Below are 26,001 nucleotides of genomic sequence, written 5' to 3' on the forward strand. Positions count from 1 at the left end.
GAGTGACCTCCCGGCATGCGGCCAACGGTGCGGCGGCGCGGTACGCCTGCCTTGCCGCGCCGGTACCTCGGAGGAGCCCCGGATAATCCGCGGATGCCGAGCTCCCCCGGCCGCCCCGGCCGTGCGTCGGCCCGCGAACCTTCGCATAATCGAATATATGGGAGACAAACGGCGAAATGCTGACAAGCCACCCATGGTGACCGTCCGCGGCAAGGACTACCGCCTGCGCACGCTCGCGCTCGCTCTCCTGGGCGTGCTGGCGGTCTGGTTCGTCGTCGCGAACACCGAGTCGGTCGAGATCCGGCTCTGGATTCCCACGGTCAGCCTGCCGCTGTGGCTGGTCCTGGCGGTCACCCTGCTGGTGGGCATCACGATCGGGCTGCTGATCGCCCGCCGCCGTACCAAGGCGTAGTCGGGAGTGGCCGCCCGCGACCGGCCGGAGAACGGAGGCTGTACGGATGTTCGGTGAACGGCGGAAGCGCCGGAGGGCCAACCGCGCCTTCGACCGGGGCGACGATGTCACCCGATACCGGATGCGCCAGAAGATGTTCTCGATCGGCGACGACTTCTGGATCGACGACGACGAGGGCGAGCACCTGTACAAGGTCGACGGCAAGGCACTGCGCCTGCGCAAGACCTTTGTCATCGAGAACCGCGACGGGCAGCGCGTGGCCGCGGTGCAGAGCCGCCCGGCGCGGATCAAGGAGTCGATGGAGATCGAGGACGCCCACGGCAACCGCATCGCCCTGGTCAAGAAGGCCATGGTGGGGCCGGTCCGCGACCGGTGGCGCATCAAGCAGGAGAACGGCCCGGAGCTGACCGTGCACGGCAACATCCTCGACCACGAATACACCGTCGAGGACGACGGGTTCACCGTCGCCGAGGTCTCCAAGAAGTGGGGCCGCCTGCGTGACACGTACGGCCTGGCCATCGGCCCTGATGCCGACCACGCCACCGTCCTCGCGGCAGCCATCGCCATCGACACGATGGCGCATCCGGGCGACTGACCCAGAACCGGCGCCCCGGCGCCCCCCGGCGGCCTCGGAGTCGCCTGCGGTGCAGCGCGATCCGATCCATGCCTGAGTACGGACCTACATCGACGCGATGGTCACCGAAGAGTGGCCGCTGCTTGCCGCCGGCGAGACCTCCGCACGGCTGGACGCCATGACCGGGAACTAGACAACGAACAGGGCCCAGGTCTATGACCTGGGCCCTAAGTCTGGAGCGGGCGACGAGAATCGAACTCGCGCTCTGAGCTTGGGAATCACAGCGGCGATCAACCCAATCAGCCACCTGACCTGTATGAACGCATCTTGACCGCTCGTGACCGTGGGCCTCCTGGCGCCGCTCCTGACCGCGGTTTACCGGCCCTTAGGGCACGTCTAGGGCACGTGACCAGCGGCCGACCGGAGCACGGCTCAGAACGTTCGCCACTCGGTGTCGGGAACGTGCTCCCAAACACCCATGGCCCACTCATGGATCATGAACAGCGGTCGACTGAGCACCACATCGCCGGCACGCTGCACACGCATGATGAGCCCAAGATCCCGAACTGACGCGTTCCCTTCATGCGTCCAGGACAACTCAAGCCCCTGCGCCTCGGTGTGATCACAGATCCAGTCAGTCAGCTCCGAGGGGACGCAGCCGACCAAGGACACACCGTCCAGCGTGACTTGCGGACCATCGCTCGCGTCGACAGCGACACACGCCAGACGTCCGTCACCGCTGTAGTAGGCCGTCACGCCAATGTGGTGGAACTGCTCCGCGATGGCCTCTTGCGAACGCAGCTGTGAGCGACTCGAGGTTGCGGACGGGCAGTCCAATGCCTCGCCAACCTCGCCGGCGGTCATCCCAAATCGTAAGGGCCCGACCCCGACGAGCGGCTTGAACGCCCAGCGCTCATGTTGACCATCCAGCCTGGCATCCCGAAGCCCCATGGGGGGACCCAATCATGCGGGCGGGTCAGAGTCGGAGTTCACCCCGCAGACACACGGCTCCGTAGGCACCCGGAGGCCGCACCTGCCTTGCTGGTGGCTTCCCGGCTGACCCCACGCGGCCAGGTCCGAACCGTCCCGGCACGCCTCGGACATGGTGTGAGTTTCCGCTGTGTTGCGCAATCGGGACGAACGTCTAATCCTCAGACGCAATGTGCCCAAGATTTCCTAGTAGTGCGTGCGGAGGAGCACCCAGCAACTCGCTCAGCATGTGCACCAGAACTGCTGAAGTATTTACCAGATCGCTAACAAGTGGCCCCACTTCTCCATCCCTTTGAAGTATGAGGTTGATGACTCTCCCGGTCTCCTCGAGATCGCCCATCAAGAATGTGGAAAGCAGTGCGGAGGCCCGCGTCCCGTCAGTGGGTAGCGACGGAGGTGGGCTTGGTTCTTCAATGCACAATTCGGCGAAAGGATCCTCCGTTTCTGAAGCCGCCAGAATGGCCACCAGTGAATCCTGGTCGGGGAACGTGCGAACAGAGAAGTTGATATTCCCGTGTGCATCAGCGCTCCTGGGTAGTCGGAAGAGCGCCGCATTTCCGCTCATGCCGTTCAGCGACTCTATAGACTTGATCAGGATCGGACTAAAATTGATGCATCGGCGCAGGATGATACGCAGCATCTGCTCTTCGACAGTTGCGTAGCCTTCCATCGCGTCTTCCATGAGTGGAACGAGAGGAATCTTTTCAGGCCAGGTGTTCAGTAGCGCCTTGGCATGCTTGCTCCACTTGAATCGTGCCGTGAGCAGTCGGGATCTGTCGAGGCTGAGTACGATTCTCCGGTTGGGTGCAGATCCTGAGATGTCTAGGTAGCCGGATGGAATTCCGCAATGCTGTGTATAGTCTCGCAGATTATAGAGAAAGCGGTAGCCGTCATGGCTGTCGAATGCGCCACTCGTCGCTGCTTTGTATGCGATCATCTCGGCGCTTTTTTCGCCGAAGGCATTCAGGATGAAATCTCGCTCATTCTCTAGGTAGAGGCGTGTCGCAGCTAGCCAATTGGTGACCTCTGCCATGACGGATTTATTGACTGGGCCCCTCTGTGCGCGGCGAAAATCACCGCCGAATCGCTCAACATTCGCCAATGATTCAATCATCGTTCTGATGTTGAAAAAGCTTCGCTGGATGAGTTCGAATGCGCTGCGTTCAACCAAGGCCTCATAGGTATCAATTGCCTCGATGTGGCGGTCGAACTCGGCATCAGAAATTTCCCGCGCTATCCTTACGGACATGCCCCGTTGCCCAGGTTTCTGTTCCCAGGTTCCTAGGGCGTAACCCCCCAAACTGTCAGCTGGAGGTGGGGTTGTGGCCATGATCGGATTTTCGTTGTCAGGCATGCGCACCCACTTAAGTCCACGGATCTCCAAGGGTAGAGCTGTCCCGCCTATGCGGCGACAGAGTTTGGTGGACCCAGTGCAACGGTGGCTGTGATGCACAGCTTCACTGCCTTGTGGACGGCCTCGACCTGATCGGCTGCCACTCGGCACGCAGTGCGTTCGCGCCGGCCAGCCGACCGAGCGGCTCCACCAGGCACTGCACGAGTGAGGGTCAGCGCGAGGGCGCCGATGGGCTAAACGCTCAGGTGCGACGGAGCCTGATGGGGGACTAAGAGTACGCATCAGGCACGAGCGGGCAGCTGAGCGGGTATTCACCCAGCCCCTGCTCTGACTGTGGGAACCCGAGTGCTCTGCGCAAGCAAGAGGCCCTTCCTTGACTGGGAAGGGCCTCTTGGCTGGGGCGCTCGGGAGGATTCCAACCTGCAACGTTTGATCCGTAGCTCGCGCAAGACGGACACCCGAGGCCGTAGAAGGTTGCTACTCCTGTAATGACTTTGGCTATCCGAAGTAGCTTAGAACGGTATCCGTCACGACGTTGGTCGCAACCCCCGTTCCAACAGCTGTGGCAGATGTCCTACCCAGGGACATAATCCGTCCTAGCCAACCTTGGACACGTGGACCCGCCGACGCGGCATCTGGCGCCTCGGCTCGGTCGCCTGCCAGCGCCTCGCTTAGTTCAGTTAGTAGATCTTCGTTGACGCCGAGATCTCGAAGGTGCTGAACAAGCTCCTCGTCGCTCTTCGGCGTATTCACGAATGAATTTTGAGTGAAATTCGACGACCCTTGCGCCACATTGGCTGGGCCATTGATGATGGTGTTGAAGATGTCATTGCCTTTTTCGGCCGTCACTAGTGAATCTCCTGCCTTTTCTCCTGCTTCTGGGTCCTCTTGCTCCAATTTCAACGCAAAGTCGAGGACACGTGTACGGACGGCATCGACCACTGCCTTCATCTCGGACGGCGGCACCGAATTCCAGATGGCAATGGCTCCCATGTCCGGGTACAGGGTGAACTCTCCAGCTTCCTGGCCTGCATTGAAGCTCGCTACTGCGGCACCGGGCCACGGGGAACTAAGCATTCCGTCGCCAGATCGAGCCGCCAGATCCTCGATCGCTGAAACGCTCTGGCGCAAGAAGATCTTATCGAGATCACGAAATCTGGCGGGGAGCAATTCTGTTGCAACTTGGACATTAGAAAGACTTGAATTGAACGGCCCTAGGAACTTGCCTCTAACCTCACAAGGGATCGGGCCCCGATATTCAGGGACCTCTCCTGTATAGCCATTCAGTTCATGGCCAATCCAGGTCAGGGCTTCGGTGATTCCTAGCCTCGTCGCGAGAACTCGTGCCTTTCTGAGCAGACTCGCCGTTGAGGTTGATTCTCCGGCCGCCTCGATGATGATGTCCTGCAACAGAGCCATGAGTTTCCCAGGGGCGCAGCGTCGCCCGCGGAGCTCCCGCGGGCCTCTAGTCTGCCCTCAACCCGGCATCTGTGTCTGGCAATGCAGGCAGGCCGCCCCGGGGGGGGGGGGGGGCCCGGCGGGCCCGCCCCCCCCCCCCCCCCCCCCCCCCCCCGCGGCAGGTGATGGCGCGCCCGTCAGGGCGCGGCCTTGATCCAGTAGAGAACAATTCGGCAGTTGATCTGCTTGGGACTTCGTCACGCGCGGACGAGTGGCAGCCAGGCCGCGACCGGAGGCATTCAAGTCCGGGAGGCAGGCGGAGTGGCACGCATCGTCACGAACCGCGTAGGGGGATCGGGGGAAGGACGGAACTTCCCCCGGATCGGCCGGCAGGCCGATCGGCGCGGTACGCGTCCACGGACCGGCAACAGCTCAGCCTTCCTGGTCCTCCTTGGTGGGCCACCAAAGGCTCGCCAGCTTGACGTTGTCGCCGGCCTGAGCGGCCTTGACGCTCTGGGCGGCGCGGGTCAGGGAATTGGCGAGAAGGAGGGCGTCTTCGGGCGTCAGATAGATCTCGGACGACAGGTCCAGGCTGAGGCGGACCTCATTGGCTCCGGGATCGATGGCGACATCGAGTTCGGTCGTCTGCCCTCGGCTGTCCCGTAGGTCCAGCTGCCAATCACTCATGAAGCGGCTCATGCCCGAATCATCTCGGGGCGAGCAAACGCTTTGAGCGTCAGATCGGGCGGGATTGGCACCATGCGGCGGTGGCGTCGTCCTGGGCTTTGCCTCGGGGCCAGCGGGAGCCGTCGGGGTCGGCCTGTTCGGCTGCGCGGACTTGGGCGATGAGGGCCTCGGGGCCCTGCTGCCGCAGGATGTCGAGGGCGCCTTGCCAGTCGGTGAGTTCGAAGCGGTCGACGGCTCGGGATGCTCCGTCGGATAGTGCGGTGATGCCCTGGACCTTGTTGAGGGGGATGGTGCCGGTGAGGGCTTCGGCGGCTGCGGCGGGGTTGGTGGCGGCGACCCAGAAGCCTCCGGGCTGGTTGCGGTGGGCGCGCATAGCCTCGACGTAAGCGCGGTGTGCGGCGACGTGTTCGGCAGTGCCAGCAGCAGCAGCGTCCATCGGGCCGCGGTACTTGTTCCCCACCTGGCCCTCGCGGTCGTCGGTGATGACCTGGATGCCGTCGGGCGTCTCGATGGCCAGGGTCGAGTCGGCGAGGACTAGGTACTCAAGCTGTTCGGCAACCTGGCGGGCGACGATGACCGTGGCCGAGGGGGTGCCGGGGTGGTCGAGGTCGCAGGTGTCGGCGTGCTGGGCCGCGGTGGCGGTGATGGCGTCCGCCAGGCAGTCGGTGAGCGTGCGTTCGTGGTCGGTACTGGCGCGGGTGAACAGCTCCAGGCCTAGGCGACCGACGTACCAGGCGACGGAGTGGATGCAACCGGACGGTGATCCGACCGGGGTGCCGCACCCGTCCAAGAGGACGAGTGTGGTGGGGCCTGCCGCGATGAAGTCCTCGTTGGGCTTGGCGGGGTCGCCGGGCTCGGTTGCGAACTCCATTCGCAGCACGCCTACTCCTCGTCGTGGTTGTAGAACGGCGTCCGGGCGCGGACGCTGATGGGCTCGTTCGATTCGGGGTCGTACGTCACGTCGACCAGGACGGAGAATCGGCCGGTGCCGACGCGCTGGTAGAGGTCTTCGAGGTCGTGGGTGATCAGGTGGATCACGCCGAGCGAACCTTGGGGGTGGATGCCGGTGAGGACCAGAAGCAGCCCGTTGCCGTCCGGGCGCGGCAAGCGCGCCAGGTAGGCGACGTCGGTGTCCGTGGCCGGGGTGGAGTCCATGCCGGCGCGGTGGACCTCGTCGGTGGTGAGGTCGCGCAGCGTCCAGGGGCCGTCGGCGGCCTTCTCGAACCTGAACCGCGGGTCCGTGGCGAGCACCCCGGCAACGTCCTGGGACAGGCGCGGGCCGCAGACCACGACCAGGCCGTCACGGTTGAGGTCGATCGCGCCGCTGAGCGGAATGTGCTCGAACGTCGGCTCCAGGCGGTAGGAGCGCGCGAGTTCGGCAAGTCGGTTCGCGCCGGCGAAGTCCTCGGCGGCCAGCACCGGGCGGGCGTTGCTGGCCTCCTGCTTCAGCGGGGTCGCGATGATCACGCGGCTGGTGCCCAGGAACGCGGACTCGGGCGCTGGGGCGGCCTGCTTGAGCTGGTGGATGCGCCCACGGGTAAGGCCTGCGGCGGCGGCGATCTCGGCGTACGAGAGGCCCTGGCCGTGCAGTTCGGTGATGACGCGCTGCCGAAGACGGGACAGCTCGGTGACCTCGCGTTGCGCTTCGGCAAGGCGCTCGGTGGCGGCCTTGAGCAACGCAAACGGGTCGGCGATCCTGGCGATCCGGTCGGCCTCGGTAGGCACCTCTCCTCCTGTCTCCCCCGTCAGCGCCGAGTCTAGGGGGATAGACAGCACAAGGAAACGCCAGCTTCGGGCGACGCTTTCGCGGGTCGTGGACACGGCGAGCTGTCCCCTCCGGCTTCGAGTCGAGTGTATAGGGGGCTATACAGCGCTAGTGGAATCAGTGTCGTGGGACGTGTTCCACGGCATGTCTGCCCAGGTGGCGTGCCTGCCGGGAGTGTCGCCGGCAGATCCCCAGGCAGTCGCGAAGTGCTCGACGATCTGGAGGCCTCGGCCGAAGTCTTCGACGTCGCCGCGGTCGAAAGTCGTGCCCGTGGGCGGCCCGTCGTCGTACACGAACACGGCGATCCCCTGATTGAGCGGGAGTAGCCACAGGCGGAAGGTGCCGCCCTGGCCGGACCTGGAGTGCAGGACCGCGTTCGTGGTCAGCTCGGACACCACGAGCGCGATGGCGTCGACGTTGGGGCAGGAGTGCAGGATCTTGCGCGTGAACTCGCGGGCAACTGCGATGGATTCGGGTGCGCCGGGAAGCTGGAGGAACCAGCCTTCCTCGGGGGCTTCCTTGAGTTGCTGGGGATGATGCATGTCGGGATCCTCCCGATGATCTCCGCATGGCAATGATCACTTTCCGTGACCTCGTATCCGAGGTTGCAAGCTCGGATGCAGGCTTGTCAACCTGTGCGCAGGATTCGCAAGGGGGCAGCGTGGCAGAGGCGGCAGGACAGCCGGCGTACGCACGGGTCGCAGACGTGCTGCGGAGCGAAATCACCTCCGGGGTATGGCCGGTGGGTGCCAAGCTGCCGAGCGTCGCGCAGCTTGAAGTGCGCTTTGGTATGAGCGAACAGCCGGTCCGGGCAGCGCTGCGTCTGCTGGTCGGAGAGGGCTTGGTGGAGGGGCGGGCCGGTAGCGGGACGTTCGTTCGCGACCGGGGCAAGGTGCTGCGATTCGCGCGGACCCGGCGTCCTGGGCAGGGCGGGCCGCTGTCGTCGGCCGACGTCGCGGAAGGGGCGCGTATTGCCTGGTCGCACAGCTCTCAGCGGGCGTTCGCCACGGCCGGGCTGGCCGTGCGGCTCGGTATCGAACTGGGCGACGCGGTTCAGCAGACGCGCTACCGCTGCACGGTCGACGGGGCTCCGGTGCAGCTGGTGACCAGCTGGGAGCCGCTGGCGATTGTCGGTGGAACGGGAGTGCTGCTGCCGGAGGATGGGCCGTTGTGCGGTGCCGGTGTGGCGGCTCGGATGGCTGCGATCGGCTATTCGGTGACGCGGGTCGTGGAGGAAGTGGGCGCACGGGCTGCGACGAAGGCTGAGGCGGAGGGCCTGGCTCGGCGGGTCGGCCTGGCGGTGCTCGTGGTGGAGCGCACGAACTGGGCCGGCAAGCGGGCGGTCGAGACTGCGGACATCGTCATTCCGGGTGACGGGCATCGGCTCGTCTACGAACTCCCCGGCTAGAAGCGGAATTTCCGCCTCCGGAGCCTCTCGAAAGAATCTTGTACACCCCCCTAGACACTTGCGGGATGCCGCTCCTACCTTCGATGTACATCCCCCTAGACAACGTCGCTCGGGGTGGACAGCTCCGGCTGTCTAGGGGGGTCTACAGAAGGAGTTCAACAAGATGGCGATCAAGCTGGCGATTCCGGTGGCCTTCACGGACGTGTTCCCGGTGGGGGCGTACGCGACCAAGGTCGAGCCGGTCTCCGACTTCGAGGCGTCCAAGAGCGGTCAGCAGGTCCAGGCGCGCGACAAGGCGACGGGGCTCCCGATGTGGGTCGTCACTGTGTCCGACCCGGACCCCGACGCTCGCGACGCGTCCGTGAAGGTCAAGATCCCCGCGTCCGTGGCGCCGGTGCTGCCGGAGGAACTGCCCGGACTCCCGTTCCGGCCGGTCGAGTTCGACGGGATGACCGTCACGCCCTGGGTGAACGGGTCGGGGCGGCTGGCGTACTCGTTCCGCGCCGCGGGCCTGCACGCGCCGACGGGCGCCGGGAGCAAGCAGGCGGGCAAGGCGGCCTGACCGCAGAGGAGTTCGTACGCGGTCCCGGTGCCCCGTGACTTTGGCGGGTCTGGGCACTGGGACCGCTCCCGATCAAGAGACCTGACGATCTATCGAAGGGGTGTCCCCAATCATGGCAACGTTCCAGCGCTTGGGGCGGCGCGGGGTCGCGATCGTCGCGGCGGTGCTGTTCCTGATCTACACGGTCGCCGAGGCGGCGGCCGGTTCGAAGGCGACCACGGTCGTCTTCCTCGGCATCGGGCTGGGCCTGGTGCGGTGGTGGTTCTTCTCGTTCGCCGGCCGGGTGCGGCGCGGCTGGCCGAAGCTGGCCAAGGCCCTCGGACTGTGGCAGCAGGACCCGATCAAGCGGCTCAACGAAGAGTTCTCGTACGCCTGGCCGAAGATCACCAAGGTGAAGCAGGTGCCCGGCGGCTACCTGGTGCGGGTGAAGCTGCTGCCTGGCCAGACGCCCTCGGCGCTTGGTGACCACACGGACGGGCTTGCACATGCCTGGCGGGTGTTCCGGGTCGATGCGTCCTCACCTGCCCGGGGCGTCGTGGTGCTGCGGGCATGGGTGGCGGACCCGTTGGACAAGCCGTTCGGTCCGGCCGAGATGGGCATGCCGGGCCTGCTCGACCGGCATGAGACGCCTGCTGCACCGCCAGTGAAGGAACTGCCCGCACCGGCTCGGGATCCTTGGGCGCCGAACTTCTCCTCGGTGGAGTTGGGGCGGTGTGACGACGGGTCGCCGTGGGTGCTGCGGCTGCACGGGACGCACGTCCTGGTCGCCGGGGTTACGGGGGCGGGCAAGGGCTCGATCCTGTGGGGCGTCACCCGCGGCCTGATGCCTGCGGCCCGTGCCGGGCTGGTGGAGCTGTGGGCTCTCGACCCGAAGCGGATGGAGCTGTCCTACGGCCGGGCACTGTTTCAGCGGTACTCGTCGGATGCCGCCGAGATGGTCGAGATGCTCGAAGACGCGGTGGCGGAGATGTCCGCGCGGGCGCACAGGTTCGCGGGCAAGGTCCGCACTCATGAGCCCTCGGTGGACTGCCCGTTCGTGGTCGTGATCGTGGACGAGTTGGCGTTCCTCACTGCGTACCAGCCGGACCGTGATCTGCGGAAGCGGGCGGATGCGGCGATAGCGACGCTGACGAGTCAGGGCCGCTCGGTCGGGTTCTGCGTCCTCGGTGCACTCCAGGATCCGCGTAAGGAGGTCATGAACCTCCGGAACCTGTTCCCGGACCGCATCGCGCTGCGCCTGGACGAACCGGCGCAGGTCGACATGGTGTTGGGTCAGGGTGCGCGGGACCGCGGCGCGGAAGCCGACCTCATCTCCCCGATCCCGTCGGTCGGCGCGGGGGTCGGATACGTGAAGCGCGAGACGCACCCCGAACCGGTGCGGGTGCGTGCGGCGTACGTCTCCGATGCCGACATCGACCGGATGGTCGGCGACGTCACGCCGGGCGGTGCGGCATGAGCTGGGGTGTGGACATGGCCGGCGGGGCGGACGTGTTGGGGATCGTCGCGGACTTCCTCGTGGCGCACCCTGCTCTGCCGGAGCTGGTGGGCGTCCAGGTGACCTGGCACCACGCCGACAAGGCCTGGCAGGTCAACGTGCAGTTGGCGGGCGGAAACGTGACCGGCTTGGCCGGTTGGGCGGCGGTGCTGCGGGGCCCGGTGACGACGGTGGTCGACGGCGACGGCGCGTACATCGGGCCGTACACCCGTCACGAGGTGACCGGCCTGCTGCGCGGCCACCCGGTGACGGTGTGGGCGTGCGAACGCCGTGGCCTGGAGTCGGCATGACCGCCGGTACGACGCGGATCGAGCGGGCCCGCATGCCCTTCGCGAAGGAGGTCGTGTGGGCCGTCGCCCTCGAACACGGCGTCTGCATCCGCCCCATCGCCCTGCGCCGTACCGACATCACGACCGGTGAAACCGAGATCGTGGATGTCCCGTGCGGGGCTACGCTGGCGAGCGTCTGCCCGACCTGCGCGGAACGCAAGCGTCAGCTGCGGATGGCGCAATGCCGCGAGGGCTGGCACCTGACCGAGGAACCGGACCTCGACGCGGACGACCCGGACGAGACACAGCGCTGGCTGGTCGAACTGCGGGCGGACGCGACCAAGGCCCACGACGCTGCGGCCGGCACCGAACGCAAACAACTCGGCGAAGACCTGGCCGCCCTCGATGACGAGATCCAGCGGGCAGGCGTGCGGGGCAACGTCGACCCGGACAAGGCCTCCCGGCGGGTCCGGTCGACCCGGCGGCGCAAGGACGTGACCGACCTGCCTCGGCGCCCGGTCGACGCGCGCACGGTCGGGAAGGCGTATGTGGCGCCGGACGGGAAGACGTTCCGTCCCTCGCTGTTCGTCACGCTCACCCTGCCCTCCTACGGGCGGGTCCGCTCCGACGGGACGCCGGTGGACGCGGCGTCGTACGAATACCGGCGGGCTGCGCGGGACGCGCTGCACTTCTCCAAGCTGGTGGACCGGTTCGTACAGAACCTGCGCCGGTTCGTCGGCTTCGACGTCCAGTACTTCGCCGCGGTCGAACCGCAGCGGCGCCTGGCCCCGCACGTGCACCTGGCGATCCGCGGAACGGTCTCGCGGGCGGAGCTGCGGCAGGTCGCGGCGGCGACCTATCACCAGGTGTGGTGGCCGGCCTGCGACGAACCGGCGTACGACGGCGACGCCGTACCGGTCTGGGACTCGGACCTCGGCGCCTACGTCGACCCGGACAGCGGGGAGCCGCTGGCGTCCTGGGACGAAGCACTCGATGCCCTCGACGCGGACGACGCGGCGGAACCGGTTCACGTCGCCCGGTTCGGCGTCCAGGTCGACGCGAAGGGCGTCCTGGTCGGCTCGCGGGACGCGCGCCGCTGTATCGGCTACCTGTCGAAGTACCTGAACAAGTCGGCGCACGAGTGCCACGAACCGGCGAGCGATGCCGAACGGGCGCACGTCGACCGGCTGACGGAAGTGCTGCGGTACGAGCCGTGCTCGCCGGCCTGCGCGAACTGGCTCCGGTACGGCGTCCAACCGAAGAACGCGCGCGACGGGATGCGGCCGGGCCACTGCAAGGCCAAGGCACACCGCCGAACCCACCTCGGCTACGGCGGACGCCGCGTCCTCGTCTCCCGAAAGTGGTCCGGCAAGTCCCTGGCCGACCACAAGCAGGAGCGGCGGGCGTGGGTCCTGGACCTGGTCGGCGAAATGGCCGACCGCGGCGAAGCTCCCGACCGCTACCTGTGGGAACACGCACGACCGTCCGACCCGGACGTCCCCTCGATCTCGCATCGCCTGCTGCGGGCGGTCGCTGAACGGGTCCGCTGGCGGTCCGCCCTGGACGACGCGAAAGCACGCGCAGATGGACAGCTCGGAAGTTCGGCAACCACGGGGAGGGCGGCATGAGTGCGAAGACTGATCGTCTTCTGGACGTCCGTGAGGCGGCGGAACGCATGGGCCTGAAGGGCGAGCGGTTCCCACGCCGGCTGGTCGCGGAACGGCGGATCGAGTACGTCAAGGTCGGCTCGCATGTCCGCATCCGGGAGAGCGCGATTGACGCGTACCTGGCGGCGAACACGGTGGAGCCGATCCGGCGGCGGCCTCGGTCGCGTGCTCTGCGGAGGGCGGCCTGATGCCCCGGAAGCGGAAGCAGAACCGGCGTCGGTTCGGGACCATCCGGCGCCTCCCGTCCGGCAAGTACCAGGCTCGGTACACCGGTCCGGACGGCATCCGTTACGACGCGCCCGACCTGTTCGAGACCTTTGATGACGCGGACGACTGGCTTGCGGCCAAGCAGACGGAGATCAGCCAGAAGGACTGGCGCGACCCGGACGCCGGCGCGGTGGAGTTCGAGACGTACGCGCTGTTGTGGGTCGAGGAACGCGAACTCGCGCCGACCACTATCGAGCTGTATCAGCGGCTGCTGCGGCTGCACATCCTGCCGACGTTCGGGGCCCTCGACCTGGACGAGATCACCCCGCCTCGCGTCCGGGCCTGGCACGCCGAACGCAGGAAGGCGACCGGGGCGACGACGGTGGCGAAGTCGTACCGGCTGCTGAAGGCCATCCTGCAAACAGCTTTCGAGGATGACGAGTTGATCCGGCGCAATCCCTGCCGGATCAAGAAGGCCGGGCGAGAGAAGGCGCCGGAACGTCCCATCGCGACCGTGGCCCAGGTCGACGCGCTGGCGGAAGCGATAGGGCCGCGCTGGCGGCTGATGGTCTATTTCGCCGCGTACGCCACACTCCGGCCGGAGGAGCAAGCGGAGCTGCGGCGTGAAGACGTCGATCCGGAGACTCGGGAGCTGTCGATCACCCAAGCGTCGCCGGAACTCACGACCGGGCGGCGGGTGACAGGTGATCCGAAGTCGGAGGCTGGCACGCGCGTCGTGGTCTACCCGGCGTTCCTGGACCTCGAAGTGAAGCGGCACCTCGACTGGTTCGCAGAGAAGGAGAATGACGGGCTGCTTTTCGTCGGCGAGAAAGGCAAGCCGTTCCGGAGGTCGACGTTCGGGCGGAAGTGGCGAAAGGCGCGTACGGCCGTCGGGTTGCCCGAGCACTTCCACTTCTACGACTTGCGGCACACGGGGAACACGCTTGCGGCGCAGTCGGGTGCGACGGTGAAGGAGTTGATGGTGCGCGCCGGGCAGTCGACAGAGCGGGCCGCGATGATCTACCAGCACTCGACGGACGAGCGGCAGCGGGAGATCGCGGAGGGCCTGGACGCTCGGGTGCAGCGGGACCGTGGCAAGGGCACGAACGCTGGCGACGGGGACGCTAAGGGCACGCCTAGGGCACGAGATGCTTAGAAAGGTCTAGACAACAACGAAGGCCCGGGTCGATGACCTGGGCCTTTGTCTTGGAGCGGGCGACGAGAATCGAACTCGCGCTCTGAGCTTGGGAAACCCGGTCTGGACCGGGACGAGGGACGGTCTGACCTGTGGGAACGCGTTCGGCGCCTCTCCCCGCGCCACCACTGGTTGACCGCCGCTGCCCCTGGATGCCCGCGCTACGTGGTGCGGAGGTGGTGCAATGCGGGGAACTCGGTCGGTTAACCCGTGCTGACTACGACGTCCACCCCTACAGCAACAAGACTTCGTCCGGGCGCCGCTCGGTCACGATGGCAGCTTGACTGTCCTTGAGCTGTTCGAGGCAGGCAAGCAAGTCTCCGTCGTGGTCTTCGTTGGCCATGGACCGAAGCTCCGTCGCAAGCTCCCGACCGTTGATAAGCGAGATCGGGTACTGGTCCTCGACCATCTCGACCTGCGCCGCCTCCGAGAAGTACCCCGTCGTCACATACACGCCAATCCAGCCTCGTTGAAGCCTCGCCACTATCCGGGCGATCTGCTCGGCGCTGATCGATGTGTCCGGCTTGACGCACTTGGCCTGCCCAAGCACGACCAGACTGGTACCTGCCGTCCCACGACCCACGTCTATGCGTCCGACGAAGTCAGCGCCGCCGTCACCCGAACGACGGGTCAGCCAACCTTCGCGGTACGACGCACCAACTCCGAGGATCCGCCCGGCGACTGCGGAGGCCACCGCCTCGAAGTCATGCTTCCGGTTGTCGAAGAACTGGTAGATCGTGAGCAGGTCCTTGGCCTCTTCGGATCCGACAGGCGGCTTCTGATCCTTCGACTTCACTATCCGGGAACGGGCGACGCGCCGTCGGACTCGCGGCAAGGCCGAGTGCCCCTTGTCGACCCACTCTCGCCAAGCCGCCGGCGCCAGCTTCAGCGCCTCATCGATGCTGAGTCCTGGGGTTCGCCGCGCTTCGATCCAGCGCCAGTCAAGGGAGTCGTCCTCATCAGCAAGGTCGATCATGGCGAAGTCGTACACATAGTTCGCGAAGGTGTCCCGGTCTTCGCCAGCCCACTGGATGAGGCGCTCCGCGCGCTCCACCAGCCCGACCCCGCAGAACTCGACGTGCCCTTTGGGACTGCTGCCGCGTCGCACTGCCCGGAAGACCAACAGCGGCTCTGCGTAGCGTCTAACGTCAGCAGTCGGGGCACGATGGCGTTCGAATGCCCGCAGCAGAGCACCGTTGCCCTTCGTCTCGCCTACAGGCACCGCGAGGCCGGGCTTGTGGTCACCGAAGTACCTGACGTGGCCTACTTCCAAGCTGAAGACGTCATGCCACGGTGTCTGCTCGCTGCCGGCCTTCCAGGGGCTGGACCGGATCAGAATCGCGGCGCGGCGCGGCCCAGTCGCCGCCTGTACCTCAGCGATGCTGTTGATGCCGGACTCCAGAAGGACGCGCTTCTGGCCAGGGGTGTCGGTCGCATGCCAGAAGTTGCGGAACCCGTCGACGTCCGGCGGGACCGGGTCCTTGCCTGCCGCGTAGCGAAAGATCTCACCCACACGCAGCGTCCCCGACACCGATCCAGCCTCCCCCACGTCAAGAGCGCCAGTCGCCCCCCGTACTGATTGACAACGCGGCCTACGACCGCAAGTTCCCGTGAAGCGTGACCGCCACCAGAACTAGGCGAACGGCTGGATCCTCGATTCATGGTCGAAGCCGGGGCCGTCCCGCTCTCCTCGCCGGACAGCGGCGGAGCAGCCTGGACTCGCTGCCTGAGCTGCTGCTTTCGTCGCCTCAGCGTCTGATCGTGCGATTCCGCCCCGTGGATGCCCCGCAGGGACCTACCAAGAGACGGGTTCCGTGGCAACATCAAGGCGCAAGCGGGGCGGCAGTGTCCCGCTCTTACCGGCCCCCGGGGGACACGTGAGCACACCAAGCAACACGCCGCCGCTCATGAGTAGCGACCAGGTGAAGCACCTCGAATTCATTCAGGCCATAGTCGCCAGGCTTGGCAATGGGTCCTTCCTTATTAAGGGCTGGACGATGACCATCGCTGGCGCCTTCTTTGGTGTAGCTGCCAATAAGTCGAGCTGGCAGATTGCTGCCGTGACTCTGATCCCGATTGTGGGATTCTGGATGCTCGATAGTTACTATCTCCGGCAGGAACGACTCTTTCGCAAACTTTACGACGATGTCCGAAAGCCCGCGACGGCGGTTGAGCCATACTCTATGAACATTCAACCGTACCTTGCGATCGTGCGCTGGCCTGATGTCATCAGGTCTCACACAATGGTCAACTTCTACGGGTTGCTAACTGTAGCCAGCCTGGCGATAATCACCGCGACGGCGCTCCATCGCTAGCATTCGGTACTAGTAATTCCTGTAGGTTTGCCTAATGGTGACGGCCTCCTCGATCCACTTTTCGAGATTGTCCTTAATGTATCCGTAAGTGTATTTGCTCGTCTGGTATGGAGAGTCGTATGTCTTTACGAAAGTGGAGAGTCGGCTGCCGCCGGGGGTCGTGACGCGAGAGAAGGGATTGTCGCCTTTGGGGCTCTGCTCGCCTTGGAAGTTCTCAAGCTTGTGGATGTAGATCCCAACGACCCCCTTGCCGTCCCGCCACGACTTCTCGATTTCATAGTTAATCCATCTACGTCCGGCTGTCTTGCTGCCAATCAGCACAACCGTCGCGGACCGGCCGGACATCTGGCCGTCAATCCACCGCTGGATCGCTGGATCGCCGCCAGCCCTCACCTCCTCCCATGCGTTGTCTGATACCGAGTGGCTGCCGTCAACGATGCCTGAGTTTCTGACCATTGCTGCGCGGGAGCTGTCGGGGGCGTAGTGGAAGCTGTAGAAGACCTTGCGAGCCATGGCTCTCCTAGGGTTGTGCATCACTCGGACCCCCGGGAGCGGAGTCCGGACTCAAACGCTACGCCGTGTGGCCGACAGATGTGCTCGGAACACCCGCGAAGGTGCGGGTCGGGTTCGGCTGTGCTGCACATACCTCAGCGAACCGCGGGCAGTCATCCTGGTGGGAGCTGAGGAGGCTCGACAATGGGTAGTTCTCAAGAACGGCAAAACTGTGCTTTCTGCGCTATTGCCTCAGGCGCCGCCCCGGCGGCGATCGTCTTTGAGGCAGAAGATTCAGTCGGGTTTCTTCCACTGAATCCAGCAACGTTCGGTCATACTCTTATCATTCCGCGGCGGCATTTTCGCGATTTGTGGGAGATTCCAAAGGATGTCATGGCTGATTTGATGAAATCTGCTCTAGTTGTGGCACATGGAATCCGGGATGCGCTGAGGCCGGAGGGTATGAATATAATCAACTCGGCAGGAGAGGTGGCTTCTCAGACCATCTTCCATATTCATGTCCACCTGGTTCCTCGCTGGCAGGATGATCGCATGGGGAGGCTGTGGCCGCCGGATGAACCACAGGACGAGGCGGCGCGGCGCGAGACTGCGAGGCGAATCGCTGAATATATCGCGATCTGATTACCTTCGGTCATGACTTCGTCGCCCGATTTAGCTGGGCAGAAAATGCTGTCCGTCGTGTGCGAGGGGTTGAGTTTTTATGCTAGGCCGAGGCGTCGTCGGCACCGATTCTGTACGAGTTCAGTCGTAAGTGTGCTTAGTTCGTCGATTGCATGCAGTTCGACATTCACGCCGGTTTCTTTTCTGACCCCCGTAAGCCGTCCGTGACGGTTGGACACTTCGAGGACACCGCTCGGGGTTCCGGTGGCCGTTGTCACGGTGACGCACCACGGGGACTTGGTCTTTTTCGTTCAAGATGACGCCACCCAAGCCGGAACCACGGGCAGCCGGACGCGCTGGGGCTGAAACACTCCGGGGTGTCCCGACTGTCCGTTGCGTTTTGGCTGGTCGGAGCCGTAAGTGGACAGGCAGACACTTCCCCCCGATTGTTTCAGTCCTCCCTCCTCGAATGGACTCAGAGGAGAGCGAGCCCGTCGTGAGATCGGATGGCGGGAGCGGTTCCTTCTTCCAGTGCGTCACTGACGCGCACTCGGTACGCCTCGATCATCAGGTCGTCGAGTTCGCCGCGGTGGGCCCACCGGAACTCGGTGACCTCGCTGTTCGCTGTCAGCACTCCGCTGACAGCGCGACACCGAAAGACCAGCGCGACAACGCCAATCCGCATGTTCTTGTAGACACCAGTCAGGCTGACCGGCTCGATTTCGAGGCCAGTTTCCTCGCGCATCTCGCGCCGCAACCCGTCCGTGATGGTCTCGTTCGCTTCGAGTACGCCGCCGGGAGCTTCCCAATTTCCGTTGTCCCGCCGCCGCGTGAGCAGGCAACGCCCAGCGTCGTCGACGACTACGCCCGCGACGCTGACTGAGTGCCGCGCTGGGTCTGTCACGGCTTGAACTCACGGCATAGGGCGATCGTGGCGTCGTCGTACTGCTTACCGCGGAACGTCCCGGGGGTGGTGGCGTGCTCGGCTTCGCGCACGGCACGGATGGCGACGGCGGGGCCCTCGGTCTCGGCGACGTCCATGAGCTGGGACCACGACCATTCGTAGCGTTCGACTAGGCGGGACATGCCGTCGGTCATGAGCGCGGCGCGACGGACGTCGGTCGCAGGGAATGAGCCGATGACGGCGTGTTCGGCTGCCTCGGGCTTGGTGCTCGCGACCCAGAAGCCGCCGGGCTGGTTTCTGGTCTTGCGGAGGTCATCTTGGGTGTAGCCAGGCAGGTGCTTCGTGGCGTCATCGCTGTATGCGTGAACCTTGCCGTCCGTGGTCTCGATGACCAACGGCGAGTCGCACAGCACGAGGTAGTCGACCCGGTCGCCCTGATGACGCAGGAGGGCGACCGTGCTCGACGGGCTACTTGAGTTCGACAGGTCGCATGTGTCCGCGTGCAACGCGCACACACGCTCGATGGCGCCGGCCAAGGTGGACGTCAGGGACGTGTCCGGCTCGGTCACCAGGGCGGTGGCAAGTTGCGTGCCGAGGTGTTTGACCAGCCACGGGACGCCGTGGACGCAGCCGGATTCGCTGAGCTGCGTTGCCCCGTCGAGGACGACGACGAACCGTTCCCCCGCGATGACGAAGTCGTCGTTGATCCCGCCCGGTGTGGGCACGCTGGTGTAGGTGACCTGCAAGGACTTTCCTGTCTACTCGGGTGCGGGGAACTCGTAGCAGAAGACGTGTCGGTCGCCTGCGACCACTGATGTGAGTACTTCCACGGGACCATCGGCGGTGAACGCGATTCGTCGCAGCTCGGCGACCGGGATGCCGGGGGAGAGGCGGAGAGCCTTCGTCTCGTCGGGCGAGGGCATACGGATGGCGATCTCCTCGCGGAACCGCTCCAGCCGGAGGCCCTTCTCCTCAAGTCGCGCGTAGCTGCCGCCGGGGCCTGTGTCCTCGTTGCGGATAGCCGTGTCGGCGACCGTTTCAAGGCGGTAGTAGCTGTCCGCGACCTGTGTGGGTTCGTCGTCGACCCAGTTGCGCCGGCGGCGTACGAAGACCGTGGTGTCGGGCTCGATGTCGAACCACTCGGCGACCCACCTGGGAGCGGGTACGTCTTCGAGCCCGAGAATCTCCTGACCCCAGCGGCGCCCCTGTGCCTCTATCTCCGCCTCGAAGGCTGCCTTGCCCTCGGCCCGCGTCTTACGCGAGAAGCGGGCCGAACCCATGTGGATCGTGGGTGGCTGCTTCTTCACGAAGACGCCGCGGCCGCGTTCGGAGACAACGAGACCTTCCTCTTTGAGGAGCCGTACGGCCTGGCGAGCGGTCGTCGGCGACGTGCCGTACGTCCCGACCAGCACGCTTTCGGACGGAAGCGGCTTCCCAGGTTCCAGCGCCCCGCTGACGATCTGCTCGCGCAACTCGTCGGCGATCTGCCGCGACGGGGGTCGCGGGTCGGTCGGATCGATGCTCATGCGAGCCATCGTAGAACAACTTCCCTAGTGAGGTATTGCAGCATCGGGAGTTGTCGCGCTACGGTGACGTCACTGCCTCACTAGTGAAGCAGTGACGTAGTTGTGTAGTGCTCGCCGAGAGTGCTTTGATCTGCGCTTTTGCACACCAACGGGCCCGCTCCTGCGGGTCAAGTGGCCTTGTGGGGCCTTGGGTACCGGCAACCCTTTGCAACCGGATGGCAATCGAGGCCGTAAGGCCACGTCCCTGCCTACCAACGGCAGCTTTTCCTGCCGGAAGGGGACATCCGTACCAGTGCTCATCGTCCCGGACGACCGCGGTCACGCGGGTGCGTCCGGGGCCATGACCACTCGTCAGACGAAGACGAGGCACACACGATGTGTGCCGGGGCGACCGCCCATCCCGGCAAGGTCCGGCGGTCGCCCCGTGGGTCGCTCTCCTACGAAAGAGGAGTACGACCGTGAGAAACATTGTCGGGGGTCGTCTGGTGTTCTCGGGTTCCGAGTTCGCCGAACTGGCGATGGGTATCGACCCGGAGCTGTTCGCCGGAACCGCGGGTGAGACCGCGATGGAGCGGGCCGCGCGGCTGGATGCCGCGCGGGACGTGCTCGCGGACCTGTGGCGTGAGGACCCGGAGCTTGCCGCTTACGCCGCAAGCCTGTTGGCCGAGTCGGCGCGGGTCATCGAGCTGCCGACGCGACGCACCGCCAGGCGGTGGGCGGCGTGACGGAGACCTTGTACACGATGTCCGCGCACCGCCGGATGGACCGGGCGCGGATCGAAGAGGCGAACGCTGCCGCGTCGGAGCGGACCGCGCTTGCCGCGGTGGTGCAGGCGCAGGCGGCGGCACAGGTCGCCGAGATCCGCCGGCAGGAAGAACGCAGCATCCGCGCCGAGACCGGCGCGGACAAGGCGCAGGCACGCGCGGCGCGTCAGGAGCGCGTGAGCAAGGCGCTGGGGTCGGTGCGTGAGCGCCGGGACTTCGCGTTGGTCTCGGGTGTCATGGTCGCTTCGATCGGCACGGCGTGGCCGGCGCAGATGGGTTTCTACCTGGCCATGGGCATGAACCCGGTGCTCTCGGTGCTGGTCACTGCGATGACCGAGGGTGCCGCATGGGCGGGTGCCGCGATGGCCTCCAAGGCGATCGAGGACGGCGACCGCCCGGCGGGCATCTACCGGGCGATCACGTGGGGTTCGGCGTTCGCCGCGGCGGCGCTGAACTTCGCGCACACCTGGCACCGGAGCATCCCGCTTGCGTGCGTGCTCGCGCTGGCGAGCCTGCTGGGCGTCCTGTTGTGGGAGGCGTACGCGCATTCGCGCACGCAGACCGAGGGCGGGAAGTCCGGCGCGCAGATCCGGGCCGAGATCTACCGCAAGGCGCGGTTCCGCAAGGTCTCGCGCCGGACCCGCGACCTGATCGCCGCCGTCCCCGGACTCGACCCGGACGCCGCATGGGTGATCGCGTGGCGTGCGGTCTACGGCGCCGACCCGGGCGTGACCCGTCGGACGCTCAAGCAGCACCACAAGGCGGTCAAGGCCATCGCGAAGCTTCTCGACAAGGCCCTGGAGTCGGGCGCCGAGTCGGTCGGGCTCGCCGTGCTCCAGACCCCGACTGCCACGCTCGCCGACATGGCGCCGGGCGGCACGGTCGCCGAGTCGGTCGCGTCGGTCCGCGACGCGGAGTCGTTCGCGTTCGCCGCCGCCGATCCGATCGAAGAACTCATCGGGTCGGCGGACGTCGACGTCGACGCCGACGACGACACGGGCGACGATGGCGAGTCGGTCCGCGAGTCGGGTGACGGCGCAGACGAGTCGGGCGCACGGTCGGTATCCAACCAGAAGATTTCATCTAATTCCACGCAAAACGGATCACGTCTGGGTCGGGCGACCGCTGGCCCGCGTCGGGCGACCGGTCGGGTGCCGGAGTCGGCGAAGTCGGTGGTTCCGAAGCGGAACGTCGCCGAAATGCTCGCCGAGGCACGGGAGTTGACGGCCGATTGGCCGACCGACCGACTGACGGCCGATCGCATCCGCGAGGAGGTCCGCACGTCGGCGAAGTCGGCCCGGATCCTGCGTGACACGCTGCGCGCCGAACGCGAGTCGGGCGGCGGCGCCGACGCGGTGGGGATGGCGTCATGACGGGGCCGCGGGTGTTGTCGTTGGGCACGGGGGTGCAGTCGACCGCGCTGTTGCTGCTGTCCGCGAAGGGTGGGATCCCGAAGTTCGACGCCGCGGTGTTCGCGGACACCGGTTGGGAGCCGGACGCGGTCTACCGGCACCTTGACCGGATCGTGCGCGAGGTTGCCGAGCCTGCCGGTATCCCGGTGCTGCGGGTGTCGTCGGGGAACATCCGCGCCGACGCCCTCGACCCCGCCAAGCGGTTCGCGTCGATGCCGCTGTTCATCCAGAACCCGGACGGCACCGGTGGGATCGCGCGTAGGCAGTGCATCGTTAACCGCACCATCTTCCGGTCGTTGGTCACCGCGCTGTTGTTGGTGACTAAGGAGCGTGAAGTGGAGCTTCGGCAAAGGCTGTTGGAGGGTCAGGGTGCGGTTCCCCGCGTGGGGGCCGTCCTGGAGACCGGCGGACAGCACCCGCCGTACATGGTGCTCGACAGGTTCGGCGACGAGGTCGAGGCGGTCACGCAGTTCCTGCGTGAGCTGGCGGTCGGGGACGCGAGCCCGCTGACGTGCCGCAGCTACGCGTACGGGCTGCTGCGCTGGTTCCGACTGTTGTGGGTGCTCGGGGTGTGGTGGGAGTGTGCGACCGAGGCAGAGGTCGCGGTGCTGGTGGGGTGGCTGCGGTCGGCCGCCAATCCGCAGCGTCGCCGCTCGGTCGGGACGCCGGAGCCGGGGGCGGTGAACCTGCGGACCGGAAAGGCTAGCCTGCGGGCCGGGTACGCGCCGCGGACGATCAACCACGCGTTGAGCGTGGTCAGCGGGTTCTACGCCCACCACGCTCACTACGGTCGCGGCCCGGTGGTCAACCCGGTGCCCGTCTCACCGCAGCGGCGTCGGGCTCTTGCGCACCGCAGTCCGCTGGAGCCGCGGCCGGTGTTCGGGCGCGCGCGGCTGCGCCAGAAGGTGGCGGACCGGCCGCCGCGGTCGATTCCCGATGCCCTGTGGGACGAGCTGTTCGACGCGATGGGGTGCGAGCGGGACCGCGCACTGCTGGACTTCTTCGTCTCCAGCGGTGCCCGCGCGTCCGAACTGCTGGGCGTCGGCTTGGAGGATGTCGACTGGGCGGGGCGGCGGATCTACGTCGTCTCGAAGGGCACGCGCCTGCGCGAAGCGGTGCCGGCGTCGCCGCAAGCGTTCTTGCGGCTGGCTGCGTACTTGGACGAGGCCGGGTTGCCGGAACCGGGGCAGCCGCTCTGGCGGACCCGCCGCGGACCGGCCCGTCCGTTGAGCTACGCCGCGCTGCGCAGGGTCGTGCAGCGCGCGAACGACCGGCTCGGCACGAACTGGACGATCCACGATGCCCGGCACACCGCGGCGGCCCGCATGGCGAACGGCGGTCAGCTGACCCTGGCGGAGGTGCAGGCGATCCTGCGGCACTCGGACATCCAGACCACCGGCCGCTACCTGACGGCACGCATCGAGGAACTGTTCGACAAGCTCGCCGAGCACTACGCGCGCCCGCGTCCTGCCGCCCATTACCCGGTCGGCTACGACCAGGCCGACGTCGAGGCGGTGTTCGGTGTCTGACGCGCATGCGGGGCGCTCGACCGGGCTGAGCCGCCGCAGGCGGCCCAGCCCGGTGGCCGAGGGCCTGGACTTCCCCAGCCGTTTCGTCTCCGGGACGATGCGGGCCGAGCCTGCGGTCGCCGCGGTTCCGCCGCGGCCGTTCGGCGAACTGTCGCGGACGCCAGCGGCGAGCATCGCCGGCCTGGCCCGGGACGCTTGGGAGACTCCGGCGGGAACCGCGCGCCACCGGTACTACGCGACCGGGCAACTGCTGGAATACCTGGAGGAGTTTCCCGGACACACCTGGCAGGCGCGCTGGGACGCGAGTCCGCTCGGTCGCGGTGAGGCAGCCGCGCTGGATATCGGCCGGGCACGGTCGTCAGCAGAGAACGCGACGCCGTGGACCGCGGCAGTGCGCGCGTTGTTCTGCCTGCGGGTGGTCCAGCCGAGTCTGCTCGCCTTCCGACGAAACTCCCGGACCGAGTACTCCCCGTTCTTCGTCACCGCTCAGCGCGATCCGGCGCTGGAGCACTATGCGGAGCTGACCCGGGCCGCGGACATCGGCCACCTTCATCGGCGGGACGCGCTGTTCTGCGTGTGTTCGCTGCTTACCTGCCAGGGCATCGCCTTCGCCGACATCACCCCGGCGTCCTTGCTGCATCACGGCCACGAGTATCGCCGGGTCAAGAATGTGCTGCGTGCCGGCCGGAAGGACCGGAACCGGTTCGACGGCTACACCGCCTGGACGATCCTGCACAAGGCCGGGCACTTCCCGGCAGGGACCCCGGGGACGATGCGCGAGGCGCTGCACCGCGGGCCGCTGACGGCGACAGAGCTGGTGAGTCAGTACCAGGTCGAGAACGCGTCGGTGCGTGAACTGCTGATCGCCTACCTCCAACGCCGCTCTGCGGACGCCGACTACTCCACGCTGTCGGGGTTGGCAGTGACCCTGGTCAAGAACTTCTGGCTCCAGATCGAGGAGCTCAGCCCCGGACACCCCGACCTGAAGATCAGCCCCGAGCTCTACGACGCCTGGCGCGAGCGGATCAGCGTCCGCGCCGACGGCAAGCCCCGCAAGGGCCTGGTCACCGAGCTGATCTCGGTCCGCAGCTTCTACTACGACCTGCACACCTGGGCCGTCGACGAGCCAGAGCTCTGGGGGCCGTGGGTCGCGCCGAATCCCATCCCGCCTCGCGAGCTGCGCGGCATGGGCAAGCTCCGGCGCCGCAGCGACGAACGCACCGCCGACCGCATCCGCGAGCGCCAGCCGCTGCTGCCGATCCTCATGCAGCACGTCACCGAACGCTACGAGCACTACCGGGACCTGCGCGAGCTGACCGCGCACGCGGCTGTCGATGAGGAGTTCACCCACCGCGGCCGCACCTTTCGCCGCGAGGTCACCGCTCCCGACCGGCACCGTGGCATTCGGAACGCGCCCAGTCTCCGCGTCCGCGACCTGGAGACCGGCGAGCTGATCGCGATCTCGTTCGAGGAGGACAGCGCATTCTGGGACTGGGCCGTCACCGAGACCCTGCGCCATTCGGGCCTACGCGTGGAAGAACTCGGCGAGCTGAGCCACCTGAGCATCCGTCGCTACCAGCGAGCCAACGGCGAGGTCATCGGCCTGCTGGTCGTCGCCCCCTCCAAGACCGACCGCGAGCGGGTCATCCCGATGTCGCCCGACCTGTTCCACATCATCGCCTGCATCGTCCGTCGGCACACCGCCGACGGAAAGACCATTCCGCTGCTGGCCAAGTTCGACCCGCACGACAAGGTCTGGAGCGCGGATCTGCCCTATCTGTTCCAACGCCTCAACGGCGGCACCCGGTCGGTGATCAGCTCCGGGACCATCCTCAACATGCTCAAACGGCGCTGCGAAGCGCTCGCCACCGAGCACCCCGCCTTCCGGACGATCCGGTTCACCCCGCACGACTTCCGGCGGCTGTTCGCCACCGAGCTGGTCAACAGCGGCCTGCCGATCCACATCGGCGCGGCCTTGCTCGGTCACTTGAACATCCAGACCACCCGCGGCTACGTCGCAGTCTTCGACGAGGACGTCGTCCGCCACTACACCGCCTACCTCTCCGACCGCCGACAGGTCCGCCCGAGCGAGGAATACCGGCCCGTCACTGACGACGAGTGGACCGAGTTCGAGGAGCACTTCGACAAGCGCAAGGTCGAACTCGGGGCCTGCGCACGCCCATACGGGACGCCGTGCATTCACGAACACGCCTGCGTCCGCTGCCCGATGCTCCACGTCAGCACCAAGATGCTGGCTCGCCTCGACGACCTCGAAGTCGATCTCCTCGCTCGTCGGCAGCGCGCGGAGTCCGAGGGGTGGCTCGGAGAGATCGAAGGTGTCGAGCTCACGCTCTCCCACTTGCGAACCAAACAGGAAGAGACCCGTCGCCGCGCTCAGCGACCGCTTGTCGACCTGGGCATTCCGATACTGCGCACGCCCGGGGAATGACACGAA

27 protein-coding genes and 1 pseudogene are annotated in these 26,001 nt (G+C 66.4%); 16 read left to right on the plus strand and 12 right to left on the minus strand.

The features are described 5' to 3' along the window. Positions 1-193 precede the first annotated feature (193 nt). Entirely contained in the window at positions 194-412 is a 219-nt protein-coding gene (locus LZ495_RS05085; protein WP_235050704.1) for a LapA family protein, read from the plus strand. A gap of 121 nt (positions 413-533) precedes the next feature. After that, complete coding sequence (locus tag LZ495_RS05090; RefSeq protein ID WP_235050705.1) at positions 534-1,007, plus strand: LURP-one-related/scramblase family protein; 474 nt, start codon at positions 534-536, stop codon at positions 1,005-1,007. 411 nt (positions 1,008-1,418) lie between these two features. Here the strand turns inward: LZ495_RS05090 and LZ495_RS05095 are convergent, their stop codons facing one another. The 7 genes from LZ495_RS05095 to LZ495_RS05125 form a co-directional block, all read right to left on the minus strand. After that, positions 1,419-1,850 carry a hypothetical protein gene (locus tag LZ495_RS05095; RefSeq protein ID WP_235050706.1) on the minus strand — a complete coding sequence of 144 codons (432 nt, stop codon included), beginning with the start codon at positions 1,848-1,850 and terminating at the stop codon, positions 1,419-1,421. A 280-nt stretch (positions 1,851-2,130) separates the two neighbouring features. After that, on the minus strand, positions 2,131-3,330 hold the full coding sequence (locus LZ495_RS05100; protein WP_235050707.1) for a hypothetical protein: 1,200 nt from the start codon (positions 3,328-3,330) through the stop codon (positions 2,131-2,133). Between the two features lie 498 nt (positions 3,331-3,828). Continuing rightward, positions 3,829-4,749 (minus strand): AbiTii domain-containing protein, encoded by a 921-nt coding sequence (locus tag LZ495_RS05105; RefSeq protein WP_235050708.1) that lies wholly within the window; start codon positions 4,747-4,749, stop codon positions 3,829-3,831. 411 nt (positions 4,750-5,160) lie between these two features. Then, complete coding sequence (locus LZ495_RS05110) at positions 5,161-5,427, minus strand: hypothetical protein (RefSeq protein WP_235050709.1); 267 nt, start codon at positions 5,425-5,427, stop codon at positions 5,161-5,163. A gap of 37 nt (positions 5,428-5,464) precedes the next feature. Then, the gene (locus tag LZ495_RS05115) at positions 5,465-6,286 is read right to left on the minus strand and encodes a protein phosphatase 2C domain-containing protein (RefSeq protein WP_235050710.1); all 822 of its coding nucleotides are present in this window, start codon (positions 6,284-6,286) and stop codon (positions 5,465-5,467) included. Between the two features lie 11 nt (positions 6,287-6,297). Next, complete coding sequence (locus LZ495_RS05120; protein WP_235050711.1) at positions 6,298-7,140, minus strand: sigma factor-like helix-turn-helix DNA-binding protein; 843 nt, start codon at positions 7,138-7,140, stop codon at positions 6,298-6,300. A gap of 138 nt (positions 7,141-7,278) precedes the next feature. Continuing rightward, the gene (locus LZ495_RS05125) at positions 7,279-7,722 is read right to left on the minus strand and encodes an ATP-binding protein (protein ID WP_235050712.1); all 444 of its coding nucleotides are present in this window, start codon (positions 7,720-7,722) and stop codon (positions 7,279-7,281) included. 26 nt (positions 7,723-7,748) lie between these two features. Between LZ495_RS05125 and LZ495_RS05130 the strand changes: the two genes are divergently transcribed. From LZ495_RS05130 to LZ495_RS05160, 7 genes are all read left to right on the plus strand, one after another. Next, positions 7,749-8,588 (plus strand): GntR family transcriptional regulator, encoded by an 840-nt coding sequence (locus LZ495_RS05130; protein ID WP_235050713.1) that lies wholly within the window; start codon positions 7,749-7,751, stop codon positions 8,586-8,588. A gap of 163 nt (positions 8,589-8,751) precedes the next feature. Next, on the plus strand, positions 8,752-9,150 hold the full coding sequence (locus LZ495_RS05135) for a plasmid replication, integration and excision activator (RefSeq protein ID WP_235050714.1): 399 nt from the start codon (positions 8,752-8,754) through the stop codon (positions 9,148-9,150). Between the two features lie 112 nt (positions 9,151-9,262). Further along, complete coding sequence (locus LZ495_RS05140) at positions 9,263-10,606, plus strand: FtsK/SpoIIIE domain-containing protein (protein WP_235050715.1); 1,344 nt, start codon at positions 9,263-9,265, stop codon at positions 10,604-10,606. After that, entirely contained in the window at positions 10,603-10,935 is a 333-nt protein-coding gene (locus tag LZ495_RS05145; protein WP_235050716.1) for a hypothetical protein, read from the plus strand. The genes LZ495_RS05140 and LZ495_RS05145 overlap by 4 nt, the downstream gene beginning before the upstream one ends. Continuing rightward, a complete protein-coding gene (locus LZ495_RS05150) occupies positions 10,932-12,542 on the plus strand; it encodes a replication initiator (RefSeq protein ID WP_235050717.1) in 1,611 nt (536 codons plus the stop codon). Before LZ495_RS05145 ends, LZ495_RS05150 begins: the two co-directional genes overlap by 4 nt. Next, positions 12,539-12,769 carry an excisionase family DNA-binding protein gene (locus LZ495_RS05155; protein ID WP_235050718.1) on the plus strand — a complete coding sequence of 77 codons (231 nt, stop codon included), beginning with the start codon at positions 12,539-12,541 and terminating at the stop codon, positions 12,767-12,769. Before LZ495_RS05150 ends, LZ495_RS05155 begins: the two co-directional genes overlap by 4 nt. Next, complete coding sequence (locus LZ495_RS05160) at positions 12,769-13,944, plus strand: tyrosine-type recombinase/integrase (protein WP_235050719.1); 1,176 nt, start codon at positions 12,769-12,771, stop codon at positions 13,942-13,944. The genes LZ495_RS05155 and LZ495_RS05160 overlap by 1 nt, the downstream gene beginning before the upstream one ends. A 271-nt stretch (positions 13,945-14,215) precedes the next feature. On the opposite strand, the gene LZ495_RS05165 is transcribed toward LZ495_RS05160, so the two are convergent. Further along, a complete protein-coding gene (locus tag LZ495_RS05165; RefSeq protein ID WP_235050720.1) occupies positions 14,216-15,496 on the minus strand; it encodes a restriction endonuclease in 1,281 nt (426 codons plus the stop codon). Positions 15,497-15,890: 394 nt separating this feature from the next. Here LZ495_RS05165 and LZ495_RS05170 point away from each other — a divergent pair, with 394 nt between their 5' ends. Beyond that, positions 15,891-16,298: a hypothetical protein gene (locus LZ495_RS05170; protein WP_235050721.1), complete on the plus strand. Its 408-nt coding sequence runs from the start codon at positions 15,891-15,893 to the stop codon at positions 16,296-16,298. A gap of 9 nt (positions 16,299-16,307) precedes the next feature. Here LZ495_RS05170 and LZ495_RS05175 read toward each other — a convergent pair whose 3' ends face one another. After that, on the minus strand, positions 16,308-16,811 hold the full coding sequence (locus LZ495_RS05175) for a TIR domain-containing protein (RefSeq protein WP_235050722.1): 504 nt from the start codon (positions 16,809-16,811) through the stop codon (positions 16,308-16,310). Positions 16,812-16,994: 183 nt separating this feature from the next. On the opposite strand from LZ495_RS05175, the gene LZ495_RS05180 reads away from it, so the two are divergent. Next, positions 16,995-17,432 carry an HIT family protein gene (locus LZ495_RS05180; RefSeq protein WP_235050723.1) on the plus strand — a complete coding sequence of 146 codons (438 nt, stop codon included), beginning with the start codon at positions 16,995-16,997 and terminating at the stop codon, positions 17,430-17,432. 454 nt (positions 17,433-17,886) lie between these two features. Here the strand turns inward: LZ495_RS05180 and LZ495_RS05185 are convergent, their stop codons facing one another. From LZ495_RS05185 to LZ495_RS05195, 3 genes are read right to left on the minus strand one after another with little or no spacing between them, the layout of a single operon-like run. Beyond that, positions 17,887-18,315, minus strand: a complete 429-nt coding sequence (locus tag LZ495_RS05185) for an NUDIX hydrolase (RefSeq protein ID WP_235050724.1) — start codon at positions 18,313-18,315, stop codon at positions 17,887-17,889. After that, complete coding sequence (locus LZ495_RS05190; protein WP_235050725.1) at positions 18,312-19,061, minus strand: protein phosphatase 2C domain-containing protein; 750 nt, start codon at positions 19,059-19,061, stop codon at positions 18,312-18,314. Before LZ495_RS05190 ends, LZ495_RS05185 begins: the two co-directional genes overlap by 4 nt. A 12-nt stretch (positions 19,062-19,073) precedes the next feature. Next, positions 19,074-19,841 (minus strand): GntR family transcriptional regulator, encoded by a 768-nt coding sequence (locus LZ495_RS05195; RefSeq protein ID WP_235050726.1) that lies wholly within the window; start codon positions 19,839-19,841, stop codon positions 19,074-19,076. Positions 19,842-20,299: 458 nt separating this feature from the next. On the opposite strand from LZ495_RS05195, the gene LZ495_RS05200 reads away from it, so the two are divergent. The 5 genes and pseudogenes from LZ495_RS05200 to LZ495_RS05220 all read left to right on the plus strand — a co-directional run bounded on the left by LZ495_RS05200 (position 20,300) and on the right by LZ495_RS05220 (position 25,995). Further along, positions 20,300-20,566: a hypothetical protein gene (locus LZ495_RS05200; protein ID WP_235050727.1), complete on the plus strand. Its 267-nt coding sequence runs from the start codon at positions 20,300-20,302 to the stop codon at positions 20,564-20,566. Continuing rightward, on the plus strand, positions 20,563-21,978 hold the full coding sequence (locus LZ495_RS05205; protein WP_235050728.1) for a hypothetical protein: 1,416 nt from the start codon (positions 20,563-20,565) through the stop codon (positions 21,976-21,978). Before LZ495_RS05200 ends, LZ495_RS05205 begins: the two co-directional genes overlap by 4 nt. A gap of 47 nt (positions 21,979-22,025) precedes the next feature. Continuing rightward, positions 22,026-22,286 (plus strand): annotated as a pseudogene (locus LZ495_RS05210) (hypothetical protein); the annotation flags it as partial. A 156-nt stretch (positions 22,287-22,442) separates the two neighbouring features. Continuing rightward, the gene (locus LZ495_RS45445) at positions 22,443-23,546 is read left to right on the plus strand and encodes a site-specific integrase (protein WP_268822413.1); all 1,104 of its coding nucleotides are present in this window, start codon (positions 22,443-22,445) and stop codon (positions 23,544-23,546) included. Beyond that, on the plus strand, positions 23,539-25,995 hold the full coding sequence (locus LZ495_RS05220; RefSeq protein WP_308267633.1) for a tyrosine-type recombinase/integrase: 2,457 nt from the start codon (positions 23,539-23,541) through the stop codon (positions 25,993-25,995). The genes LZ495_RS45445 and LZ495_RS05220 overlap by 8 nt, the downstream gene beginning before the upstream one ends. Positions 25,996-26,001 lie beyond the last annotated feature (6 nt).

The organism is Yinghuangia soli (assembly GCF_021502675.1).
Lineage (GTDB): Bacteria > Actinomycetota > Actinomycetes > Streptomycetales > Streptomycetaceae > Yinghuangia > Yinghuangia soli.

What these genes read in the sequence shown, in the direction of transcription:
- LZ495_RS05085 (WP_235050704.1), top strand. Translation starts at nt 194, where the DNA reads ATGGTGACCGTCCGCGGCAAGGACTACCGCCTGCGCACGCTCGCGCTC.
- LZ495_RS05090 (WP_235050705.1), top strand. Translation starts at nt 534, where the DNA reads ATGCGCCAGAAGATGTTCTCGATCGGCGACGACTTCTGGATCGACGAC.
- LZ495_RS05095 (WP_235050706.1), bottom strand. Translation starts at nt 1,850, where the DNA reads ATGACCGCCGGCGAGGTTGGCGAGGCATTGGACTGCCCGTCCGCAACC.
- LZ495_RS05100 (WP_235050707.1), bottom strand. Translation starts at nt 3,330, where the DNA reads ATGCCTGACAACGAAAATCCGATCATGGCCACAACCCCACCTCCAGCT.
- LZ495_RS05105 (WP_235050708.1), bottom strand. Translation starts at nt 4,749, where the DNA reads ATGGCTCTGTTGCAGGACATCATCATCGAGGCGGCCGGAGAATCAACC.
- LZ495_RS05110 (WP_235050709.1), bottom strand. Translation starts at nt 5,427, where the DNA reads ATGAGCCGCTTCATGAGTGATTGGCAGCTGGACCTACGGGACAGCCGA.
- LZ495_RS05115 (WP_235050710.1), bottom strand. Translation starts at nt 6,286, where the DNA reads ATGGAGTTCGCAACCGAGCCCGGCGACCCCGCCAAGCCCAACGAGGAC.
- LZ495_RS05125 (WP_235050712.1), bottom strand. Translation starts at nt 7,722, where the DNA reads ATGCATCATCCCCAGCAACTCAAGGAAGCCCCCGAGGAAGGCTGGTTC.
- LZ495_RS05130 (WP_235050713.1), top strand. Translation starts at nt 7,749, where the DNA reads ATGGCAATGATCACTTTCCGTGACCTCGTATCCGAGGTTGCAAGCTCG.
- LZ495_RS05135 (WP_235050714.1), top strand. Translation starts at nt 8,752, where the DNA reads ATGGCGATCAAGCTGGCGATTCCGGTGGCCTTCACGGACGTGTTCCCG.
- LZ495_RS05140 (WP_235050715.1), top strand. Translation starts at nt 9,263, where the DNA reads ATGGCAACGTTCCAGCGCTTGGGGCGGCGCGGGGTCGCGATCGTCGCG.
- LZ495_RS05145 (WP_235050716.1), top strand. Translation starts at nt 10,603, where the DNA reads ATGAGCTGGGGTGTGGACATGGCCGGCGGGGCGGACGTGTTGGGGATC.
- LZ495_RS05150 (WP_235050717.1), top strand. Translation starts at nt 10,932, where the DNA reads ATGACCGCCGGTACGACGCGGATCGAGCGGGCCCGCATGCCCTTCGCG.
- LZ495_RS05155 (WP_235050718.1), top strand. Translation starts at nt 12,539, where the DNA reads ATGAGTGCGAAGACTGATCGTCTTCTGGACGTCCGTGAGGCGGCGGAA.
- LZ495_RS05160 (WP_235050719.1), top strand. Translation starts at nt 12,769, where the DNA reads ATGCCCCGGAAGCGGAAGCAGAACCGGCGTCGGTTCGGGACCATCCGG.
- LZ495_RS05170 (WP_235050721.1), top strand. Translation starts at nt 15,891, where the DNA reads ATGAGTAGCGACCAGGTGAAGCACCTCGAATTCATTCAGGCCATAGTC.
- LZ495_RS05175 (WP_235050722.1), bottom strand. Translation starts at nt 16,811, where the DNA reads ATGGCTCGCAAGGTCTTCTACAGCTTCCACTACGCCCCCGACAGCTCC.
- LZ495_RS05180 (WP_235050723.1), top strand. Translation starts at nt 16,995, where the DNA reads ATGGGTAGTTCTCAAGAACGGCAAAACTGTGCTTTCTGCGCTATTGCC.
- LZ495_RS05195 (WP_235050726.1), bottom strand. Translation starts at nt 19,841, where the DNA reads ATGAGCATCGATCCGACCGACCCGCGACCCCCGTCGCGGCAGATCGCC.
- LZ495_RS45445 (WP_268822413.1), top strand. Translation starts at nt 22,443, where the DNA reads ATGGTGCTCGACAGGTTCGGCGACGAGGTCGAGGCGGTCACGCAGTTC.